The 6,162-nt window shown below is 66.0% G+C and carries 10 protein-coding genes; all 10 read left to right on the top strand.

The window, feature by feature from the left end:
- Positions 1 to 645: DUF5753 domain-containing protein (locus tag CA983_RS12925; RefSeq protein ID WP_086601029.1), on the top strand; the 645-nt coding region annotated here is incomplete at its 5' end.
- Entirely contained in the window at positions 642 to 848 is a 207-nt protein-coding gene (locus CA983_RS12920; protein ID WP_086601028.1) for a DUF397 domain-containing protein, read from the top strand. The genes CA983_RS12925 and CA983_RS12920, both read left to right, overlap by 4 nt.
- Positions 849 to 851: 3 nt before the next feature.
- Positions 852 to 1,544: a hypothetical protein gene (locus CA983_RS47825; RefSeq protein WP_244206847.1), complete on the top strand. Its 693-nt coding sequence runs from the start codon at positions 852 to 854 to the stop codon at positions 1,542 to 1,544.
- Between the two features lie 212 nt (positions 1,545 to 1,756).
- Positions 1,757 to 2,404 carry a hypothetical protein gene (locus tag CA983_RS12905; protein WP_086601027.1) on the top strand — a complete coding sequence of 216 codons (648 nt, stop codon included), beginning with the start codon at positions 1,757 to 1,759 and terminating at the stop codon, positions 2,402 to 2,404.
- 229 nt (positions 2,405 to 2,633) lie between these two features.
- Entirely contained in the window at positions 2,634 to 3,101 is a 468-nt protein-coding gene (locus CA983_RS12900) for a hypothetical protein (protein WP_086601026.1), read from the top strand.
- A 153-nt stretch (positions 3,102 to 3,254) separates the two neighbouring features.
- Positions 3,255 to 3,476: a hypothetical protein gene (locus tag CA983_RS47820; protein WP_086601025.1), complete on the top strand. Its 222-nt coding sequence runs from the start codon at positions 3,255 to 3,257 to the stop codon at positions 3,474 to 3,476.
- On the top strand, positions 3,473 to 4,114 hold the full coding sequence (locus tag CA983_RS12890) for a hypothetical protein (RefSeq protein ID WP_244206844.1): 642 nt from the start codon (positions 3,473 to 3,475) through the stop codon (positions 4,112 to 4,114). Before CA983_RS47820 ends, CA983_RS12890 begins: the two co-directional genes overlap by 4 nt.
- Positions 4,115 to 4,296: 182 nt before the next feature.
- Positions 4,297 to 4,665 (top strand): Imm26 family immunity protein, encoded by a 369-nt coding sequence (locus tag CA983_RS45820; RefSeq protein ID WP_143645487.1) that lies wholly within the window; start codon positions 4,297 to 4,299, stop codon positions 4,663 to 4,665.
- 610 nt (positions 4,666 to 5,275) lie between these two features.
- A complete protein-coding gene (locus CA983_RS45075) occupies positions 5,276 to 5,557 on the top strand; it encodes a ribonuclease domain-containing protein (RefSeq protein ID WP_158101860.1) in 282 nt (93 codons plus the stop codon).
- A 7-nt stretch (positions 5,558 to 5,564) separates the two neighbouring features.
- Positions 5,565 to 6,107, top strand: coding sequence for a barstar family protein (locus CA983_RS12880; RefSeq protein WP_086601022.1), 543 nt, complete (start codon positions 5,565 to 5,567; stop codon positions 6,105 to 6,107).
- Positions 6,108 to 6,162: the final 55 nt, after the last annotated feature.

Genomic DNA, 6,162 nt, shown 5'->3' with positions numbered 1-6,162 from the left:
TATCTGGTCAGGGCGGATGAGGTGCTGGGGGCGGGTGGGCTGATTGCGGCGACGTGGGAGGACGTGAAGAGGGTTCGGTATCCGAAGAAGGTGCGGGAGCTGGCCAAGTTGGAGGGGCAGGCGGTTGAGATCGGGGTGTACGAAAGCATCAGCATCAACGGCCTGTTGCAGACCCCAGATCATGCGCGAGCCCTGTTCGAGTCCTGGCAGCCTGCGTACTCGCCGGACGAGGTGGAGCGTCTGGTGGCCGCACGTATGGCCCGGCAGTCCGTGTTCGAGCGGTCGCCGGCGCCGTCGCTCAGCTTCGTCCAGGAGGAAGCGACGCTGCGGCGCCCGGTTGGGGGCACAATGGTCTGGCGTCAGCAGCTTGAGCGCCTGCTGGAGGTGGGGCGGTTGCGTAACGTCAGGCTTCAGGTGATGCCGACGAGCAGCGAGGCCCATCCCGGTCTGAACGGGAGGATCGAGGTGCTGAAGTTCGGGGACGGTACTGCGGTGGGCCGGTCCGACGGTGCCTTCAACGGTCGGCCGACCACTGATCCGAAGGAGATCCGGATCCTCGACCTGCGGTATGGCACGATCCGAGCTCAGGCCCTTCCACCACGGGAGTCGCTGGCCTTCATTGAGCAACTGCTGGGAGAGACATGATCCGCAAGTCCTCGATCGGGGACGCCTCCGAACTGGCGTGGTTCAAGAGCAGCTACAGCAGTGGCCCTGATGGTGACTCCTGCGTCGAGATCGCGATAGTGCCCCGCACTGTGCACGTTCGCGACTCCAAGCAGGCCGCAGGCCCCCGACTCGCGCTCGCACCGGAGGCCTGGTCGGACTTCGTGGCCTCCGTCCAGGCGTAGGGCATGCCTCCGGAACCCGCGTCCGACGACCTCGACCTGGACGGGATCGAGGAAGTGTGCGCGGCTGCCACTCCGGGGCCGTGGTTCGTCAGGAACCTCGACGACGACCACGCCATGAACCTGGTCGGGGTCGGCACCGTGGAGGACTCGGGCCGGGGCGAGCGATATCCCGACTTCGATCACCGGGAACTGGTCGCTGCCACTCTTGTGCAGCACCCTCGTTACGTCGACTGTGCCGACGAACGCTGGGACGAGAACGCGACGTTCATCGCTATGGCCAGAGAGGCCGTACCGCGTCTCGTGGCGGAGGTCAGGCGCCTGCGCCGGCTCCTGGAGTACGGCGCGTGTGCCACGGCAGGCAGCACGGGCACCGAGTTCGTGATACCCCTCGACGAGGAGATGCTCGCGTACTTCCGCGAGATGGTGGACGTACTGGTGGAACGCTGCGGTGTCTCCCGCGCGGAGGCGGTGGCCAGGATCAATGCGACGTACGGGACACAGGACGGCGTGTGGATCATGGGCCACGAGCTGCCCGAGTACTGGGCGTACGGGGCGTACTACCGCCCGGATCACCGGGATCGACTTCCGACCGGTGACCCGGACGAGGATGCGGACATCGACTTCAGCACGTTCCCCGTGCGACCGGCCCCACCGAAGGACTCGCCCTTCTGGACGGTGGAAGAGATCAGTGAGTGAGAGGGGTCCCGTCGGACATCCGTAGCGTCACGCCGGATGTGGTGAGGCCGTCGTGCAGCCGGGCGTGCGGCATCTCGGCGAGAGGAAGCACCCGTGGATCCAGTCGAGTCAGCCGGTCGTGCCGTCTCACGCCGCTGATCTTGTCGTATCCCACCCTCGTGCAATGGCACGATGTGCGCACGAGTGATCGAGCGAACGGGGAGGCCGGCGCCATGGCCCGCTACATGGAGGCACTGACCGTCGAGAGGGGCGGTTTCCGGATCAAGGTGCCGGAGTCGTGGTGGGAGTTCGACGTACGGCCCGAGTCGCGGGACGACTCGATCCGGCGGATGGTGAACGAACGGGTGCGGCAGCGGCCGGAGTTGGAGCAGTACCGGGACACGTACGTCGACTTCCTCAAGAAGGCCGCCGCGGACGCGTGGAAGTCGGGCGCCATGTACTGCGGCTGTATGGCGGAGAGCTTCGGCGGGGACACGCCGATCACCGGCTCGGTGACCGTCTCCCTGGTCGGCGGCCGCAACGAGCGCGGCGAGCCGCTGTCGAACGACCCGGCCGCCATCGCGAGCCAGCTCGCCGTCAAGGAGGCCAAGCGGGAAGGGGACTCCTGGCGGAAGGTGACGACCGTCGACATCCCCGGAGTGGGCCCGGCGGCGCGGACGTACGGCATCGAGGACATTCCCGTACCCGGCGACGCCCTCAACCGCACGATCAGGGCTGTGCTGATGCAGACGTACATTCCCGTGCCGGGCCAGGAGGGCAAGGTGGCGTTGGTCGCCGGCAGCAGTCAGGTCCTCGACCTCGCGGACTCCTTCTTCGACATCTTCGACGCGATCACGTCTACCTTCCGCTTCACGGGCTGATTCCCTGGCGAACCTTTTGGACATGTGATGGGGCGCGAGATCGCTGGAGCGCTCCCCTCGGCGGAACTCCGCAACCCCCTAGATCCCGGCACCCTCGACCGCATCGAATCGGTCCTTGGCCAGCCGCTCCCGGATGACCTCCGCTCCTTGTGCCGCCGAGCCTGGAGCGTTATGCGCACAGTGCGTTGGAGAGCGACGGCGAGGATTGGCATCGGTAGGGATACCGCTCATGGCGTTGGATCGTGACTGGGAAAGCGGCAAGGGTCTGCTGGGCATCGACGACCCCGCCGAGTGGGATGCCGCGTGGGAGCGCGGTGAGAGCCGTCTCGGTACAGCGGCGATCGGGTTGGCGCTCCAGTGTTCACTGGAGGAGGCTTCGCCTCGGATCGTGAGGGCGACGCAGTTGCCGCATCCCGATCAGCGGGGGTACGCGTTCACTGCCGCAGGTACCGCGGCGCGGCTCAACCGGGAGCTGACGCCGGAGCTGTACGCGGTGCTGCGCGTGGAGGGGCCCAGGGGCCTGGCCGAGGACGCCATCAACGACACGCTGACCTTCGTGCCGTTCCGCAAGCTGCCGTTGTGGTTCAAGTGGCGGTGGGTGCATGCGACGGTGCGGAACAAGCTGGAGGGCTGGTGGCTGCGGGCCGCGGACGCCGTGGAGGAGGCCTGGCGGGCTGGGCGCGGCCGCCGTTCCTGACGTTGCCTCGCCCGACCTTTCCGTCGAACGGTGTGCCACCGCCGAGAGGGTCGACAGACGACTGCTCGCCACCGCTTACGACGTGCTGGGTCGTCCGCAGCCGGCGCCAGGCCGCTGACACACAGGACCTATACGTACCGGGGCGACGGCAACGTGACGGACCTCTACGACCGGACGACCGGGCGCCGTGCCTTCGACCTCGACACAGCGGGTCGCGTCCTCGGGGTCCGTGCCGCGGACTGGACGGAGTCGTACGCCTACGACGAGCACGGCAACCAGACCCATGCGTCCTGGTCCGGCCGGAATGCCGCACAGGAGGCGCAGGGCGAACGAGGCGGGCAACCGTCAGCGACCGCGGTATGGACGGCACCATGAGAGACCACACCGACGTGACAACGAATACGGATGGTGAAGCAGTGGCGGACGAGCCCGAGAAGAGTCTGTCGGTGTACAGACTGCTGCCGAGCATGAGTGAGTACCAGACGCTGCATCTCAACAATTTCGACGCACGTCAGCTGATGCGCTGGCAGCGGACGGGAACCGACGAGGACCGGCCAGCTCGGCTTCGTGCCGAATGGCTGGGTGAGCGGCGCTGGCACAAGAGCGAATATCCCACTGGCTACCCGGGCGCACCGGTGCTCAGCCGGCGTCTCGTCGAGACCTTCGGGGACGAGTTGTCGGCAGCCGGCAGTCTCGTGCCTGTAGAGATTGCCGGTGCCAAGAACGACGAGTACTTCCTCTACGTGGTGGAGCAGGTGGTCGACTGTCTGGATCTGCGCAGGTCGTCCAAGCCGAAGAGGATGGACGGGGAGGTCAAGAAGCCGGTGTTCCGTGTCGAAGCGCTGCCGACCCAACTGCCGGCCTTCCGCCTGCCGCAGTTTCCCGGTGCCGTCCACTGGAACGGCTGGGCTGCCGACCGGCTCGTCGATCTCACGGGTGATGAGATCGAGCAGCGCTTGCTGTGGTCGCAGGATCCGACGGCGAAACCCCACAACGATCCTTGGGGGATTTGACGGGTGAAAGGGCGCTCTGAGACGCGCGAGCGGATCCGGCAGGGCGCCGCTCGGTGGGAGGGCATCACGGAGACCTCGGAGCCCTGGGTCATCCTCCTTCCACCAGGAGAGGCCGGGATCCAGCAGCAGCTGTCACGGCGCGAACAACCCGTAGGTCTTGGGCAACGAAAGGGGGCGGGCGCATGCCGCTGATCAAGATGAAGGGCCAGCGTCGTCAACACCAGCCGGGCGACATCTTCATGCTGCGGCCGGAGGGGCACGGGTTCCGTTTCGGTCGAATTGTGAAAACCGGGCAGAGCGGATCCAAGGGCAGGTTCCCCGGAGGGATCCTCGCCTACGTGTATGACGTCCCTGCTGAGACCGAGACCGAGGCCGAGAAGCCGGACCTGCCGGCCCTGACGCCTGACAGGCTGCTGCTGCCGCCGTTCTTCACGGCGCTGGCCCTGGACCAAGGGCTACTTCAGGACTGTCGAGCACGAAGTGCTCAAGTCGACCGACCTGCTGGCTCAGCACTGCTTCTTCGACCCCGCGCGCAGTGGCTACGTCGATGAGAACGACAAGGTGATCCCTGAGCGAACCGAACCCTGCGGTGTGTTCGCCCTTGCCAATTTCGTCCTGTTCGAGAGCCAGGTGGACGACGCCCTGGCCGGCCGGCTCGCACCAGCGCCATCACTCAAGGCGTAGCGACCGACGCGTACACGGCGCTCGTCGTGCGGGGCGGCTCCCGGGTGACCCCTGAGTGGGGAACTGTGTTCCACCGGGCAACAGGTCGAGAGAGCTGACGAGCGGACGCCCGTCAGCGAACGCGGTGCGGACGGCACCATGCGCTGGCGTCCCGGCCGTTCGGTGTCGGTGGGCACCTGGGAGAAAGTCCTGCGTGACCGCGGGTCCTTTGTCGCCCACGACGCCGCGCGGGTTTCTCTCCGAGTTCGGGGCTCTGGTGACGTACGGCTGGCCCGCCGACTCGATCACCACGTCGTCGGCAATCCGTTTCGACCCCCTCAAGGCGGGTTGGGAGGACGAGCGGTTCGCATGGGCAAGCCGGGAAGCGGGGGCGTCTCACTACGATCCCGCGACCGCTCGCGTCAGCACGGCGGTGATACCGGCAGCACGGACGGGCTGGGGATTCTTCCGGGCCCAGCGCCCCAGCATGCTGCGGACATGCTGAACAAGGTCAATGCCCGGCCCGGGGGGATCGGAAAGATCGACGGCTACCATGGCAATGCAAACTGGGGTAATAACAAGTCCGTCCTCCCCAGAGGCAAGTACAAGGAATGGGACGTCAACGCCAAGGTCGACCTTCCGCAGTGCAGCGCTCCAAGGTGTGGGAAGGAGATCATAGGTCCCGAACGGCTCCTGACTCCGAAAGACGGCCCAGGTCCCGCGTGTTACACGCCGGACCCCTACGGAACTTTCTGCTACGTTGGTGAATTCACAGGGTGATCCAGTAATGACAGGTTTTGACATCACGGGGACCTCGGAGCCCTGGGTCATCTTCGTTCCGCGAGGAGAGGCCGCGGCCCAGCAGCAGCTGTCATGGCTGGAGTCAAAGGGAGGCCGCATCCACCACTTCGACTCCCACGATCTGGTGACCGAGGAGGGGATCTACCGTTCGTTCGCGGAGGTACTGCAATTCCCCGGGTACTTCGGCAGGAACTGGGACGCCATGGTGGACTGCCTGGACGACCTGTGCGGTGAGGTGACCGGTGGAGTCGGGATCGCAGGGGTCATTCATGACGCGGATCGACTGCTGGAAGCGGAACACTTCCCCCTGTTCGTATCAGTCCTTTGCCAGGGCGCGGACCGTGCAAATTCGGCGGTGGATCTCGATGGATTCCCCCTGGATCGGCCGGCGGTCGCCGAGCACTTCGTTTTCGAGTTCCGCGAATTTGATCGCGAGAAGGTGGCGCTGCGGATTGAACAAAATGACCTGACCGTCACCACCGGGGAGACGTTCGTCGCTGCCGCTCTCAATCCCGAGGAATGGCATTGACATGGACGGGGGTCCGATCCGAGTTCGTATCGGCGAAGCGAAGTTCACCCGTAAA

The sequence above is a fragment of the Streptomyces swartbergensis genome (assembly GCF_002148965.1).
GTDB lineage: Bacteria > Actinomycetota > Actinomycetes > Streptomycetales > Streptomycetaceae > Streptomyces > Streptomyces swartbergensis.
Note: the sequence above shows the minus strand (reverse complement) of the source record. Positions and strands in the feature narration are given on the sequence as shown.

Excerpts from the sequence above, each read along its gene's own strand:
- CA983_RS45820 (WP_143645487.1), top strand. The coding sequence starts at position 4,297 with ATGCCGCTGATCAAGATGAAGGGCCAGCGTCGTCAACACCAGCCGGGC.
- CA983_RS12905 (WP_086601027.1), top strand. The coding sequence starts at position 1,757 with ATGGCCCGCTACATGGAGGCACTGACCGTCGAGAGGGGCGGTTTCCGG.
- CA983_RS12880 (WP_086601022.1), top strand. The coding sequence starts at position 5,565 with ATGACAGGTTTTGACATCACGGGGACCTCGGAGCCCTGGGTCATCTTC.
- CA983_RS12900 (WP_086601026.1), top strand. The coding sequence starts at position 2,634 with ATGGCGTTGGATCGTGACTGGGAAAGCGGCAAGGGTCTGCTGGGCATC.
- CA983_RS12920 (WP_086601028.1), top strand. The coding sequence starts at position 642 with ATGATCCGCAAGTCCTCGATCGGGGACGCCTCCGAACTGGCGTGGTTC.
- CA983_RS47825 (WP_244206847.1), top strand. The coding sequence starts at position 852 with ATGCCTCCGGAACCCGCGTCCGACGACCTCGACCTGGACGGGATCGAG.
- CA983_RS45075 (WP_158101860.1), top strand. The coding sequence starts at position 5,276 with ATGCTGAACAAGGTCAATGCCCGGCCCGGGGGGATCGGAAAGATCGAC.
- CA983_RS12890 (WP_244206844.1), top strand. The coding sequence starts at position 3,473 with ATGAGAGACCACACCGACGTGACAACGAATACGGATGGTGAAGCAGTG.